We start from the raw sequence: 2251 nt of genomic DNA on the forward strand, positions 1-2251 counted from the left end.
CCGGAGATAAGCGGCTGCTTGGCTTATGTAGGTTTTCTGTTCCGTTGCTACTCAAACCCCTTGTCCCGCTCTTCGCGGGTTAGCTCCCATAGGGGCAGCTGATCCCTCATGCGCTCCATGTCGCGCGCCGCCTCGATCTGGCGATACTGTTCGCAAGCGGGCGCTGGATCGGCCGCGACGCCGCGACGCCGGCGAGCGGCGAAGATTTTCGAGAGAAAGGCGGGGAAGAGGAAGCGATAGGCGTTTGTGGCCTGCTTGATGCGCGGGCCAGCGCCTTGCGATTCGTTGTCGGGAACCGGCTCGTAGCGCCTGAACCAGTCGATAATGCGCGCGTCTTTGAGGCGCGAAAGCGCCTGAACGACGCAATTCTTGCTCAGGCCGGTTCCATCCATGATGGTGTGAAGGCTGGGGAACAACGCGCCGGTGCTATAGTCGATGACGCGGGCCAGGAACTCGATGATCTGGATGCCGGCCTGTCCGATCGCGCCGTTGCGAACGCGCGGTGTGGTCGTTCGCCGCTGCGCAAGCGTTTGCCGCTCGTAGAGCTTTGCAGCTTCGATCATCTCGCGCATCTGGCGCGCATTGCGGATCGGCGTGTAAGCCTTGGCCCGCTTCTCGTGGCCTACGGCGATGCTGCCGGCCCAGACTTTGACGCGCGGTTTTTCGGCACGCGCAAGCAAGGCGCGGTCGATCGTGGCGAGGCCGGTGCTACGCAGCACGGCGCCTATGGAAGTGGTCATGCGGACCTCCCTTCGTCGGTCCCGCGAGGCCAAGCGCCATCGCTCCCGAAAGCACGCTTTCAGGATTGACTTTCGCCGCAGCGCCACCGATAAAGGGGTTAAGCAATCGCCCACTTCGGTGGCACAAACAGCCCTCGCTCAGCCAAGCGAGGGTTTTTTGTTGCCCGTTGCAGACGGGGAGCCACCCCGCGCACAACAGATGAATCACCGACTCCAAGACGGAATCAGCGGGTCATAACTGGCTCAAGTTTCAGGAGTTGGCAAGAATAAGCGTGTGCACACGCTTATGATGCGGACTTATCCCGCTTTGCGGTAATGGCGCAGATAGTCAGGATAATCGATCCCGCGCGTCTTCAAGAGATTGATCGTCGCCTCTTCGACCAGGGCCGCGACAGACGTTTGCTCGCGTTCAGCCAATCCCTTGATCTCAGCTGCAAGCTCAGGTTTCACCCAAGCAGCAAGGTTGCGCGTGTTCGCGCGGCTCGGACGCCGCTTTGGCAGCGGGACCGGCAGCAATGGATCTTCCTGTCGTTTAGGTCGTGCCATAACATCGCATTGAATAAGGGGGCGTTCTGTCGCGCTTATAGAGGGCATAGCGTGGAAAGGTAAGCGTCCGCTGTAGGTCGTCTTTGCGGCGCACGCACGCTTGGTAACCGCCCCTTTTGGGGCCTTGGCCGACACGAACGATCTACCCGGCAGGCAGCGTTTCCTTCGCACCAATCACGAGTCGATACCGACGCATTTGCAGATCTCCACGCACATAAAGATCGCTGTCCAATGGAACGTCGACCGTTCCTTCATAGGTCGCACCGGCCTTTTCAAGAGTACGCCACGAAGCAATATTATCAGGCCGACAGGTAATCCAGATTTCCTGAAAACCATGGCGCTGTGCGATTGAAGACAGTTCCTTGAGTGCTGCGGCGGCATATCCATGACCGCGATGCTGAGGTTCGATGCCGTAACCAACGTGACCACCGTACAGCCGCATATATTCGGTATTTCCAAGGCGAAGTTGAATGGATCCGACGACCTCACCTTCAAAGACAATATCGTAGTGTTCGGCCGGAACCCAATCTCGCGTCGGGTCTGCTTCGGTCACTTTCCGCAATCTCAAAACGATCATCACGTGTAGAACTCGATCATAACGCCTTGGTATTCATAGGAATGGCGGGTGCAGATGACATTAAGCTGGGAGCGACACCACTTCCAAGCAGATTTAGACCTGCGATGCCTGCCATCTCCACGGCAGAAGTTCATCGATCCGGTTGATCGGATGCCCCTTGCCAATGCGATCAAGCACATCGGCAAGCCACTCCTGCGGATTGACGCCATTGAGTTTGGCCGTTTCAAGCAGTGAATACATGGCAGCGGCGCGCTCCCCGCCGCAGTCGGCGCCTGCAAAAAGCCAATTTTTCCTGCCAAGGCATATACCCCTGAGGGCATTCTCCGCGGCTCTGTTGCAAAAATCGTGAAGCTTGAGCATGCTTGGCGGAGATTGAACGGATGGAGCG

At 58.2% G+C, this 2251-nt stretch carries 4 protein-coding genes; all 4 read right to left on the reverse strand.

Features of this window, described 5'->3' with window-relative positions; genetic code table 11:
- Positions 1 to 47: 47 nt before the first annotated feature.
- A complete protein-coding gene (locus NTCA1_RS28145; protein ID WP_236549629.1) occupies positions 48 to 740 on the reverse strand; it encodes a replication initiation protein in 693 nt (230 codons plus the stop codon).
- Positions 741 to 1037: 297 nt separating this feature from the next.
- A complete protein-coding gene (locus NTCA1_RS28150; RefSeq protein ID WP_226998743.1) occupies positions 1038 to 1256 on the reverse strand; it encodes a hypothetical protein in 219 nt (72 codons plus the stop codon).
- A 172-nt stretch (positions 1257 to 1428) separates the two neighbouring features.
- The gene (locus NTCA1_RS28155; protein WP_158011136.1) at positions 1429 to 1839 is read right to left on the reverse strand and encodes a GNAT family N-acetyltransferase; all 411 of its coding nucleotides are present in this window, start codon (positions 1837 to 1839) and stop codon (positions 1429 to 1431) included.
- 117 nt (positions 1840 to 1956) lie between these two features.
- A partial coding sequence (locus NTCA1_RS28160; protein WP_236549630.1) for a transposase domain-containing protein occupies positions 1957 to 2251 on the reverse strand: 295 nt, incomplete at its 5' end.

This window comes from Novosphingobium sp. TCA1, assembly GCF_009811895.1.
GTDB lineage: Bacteria > Pseudomonadota > Alphaproteobacteria > Sphingomonadales > Sphingomonadaceae > Novosphingobium > Novosphingobium panipatense_A.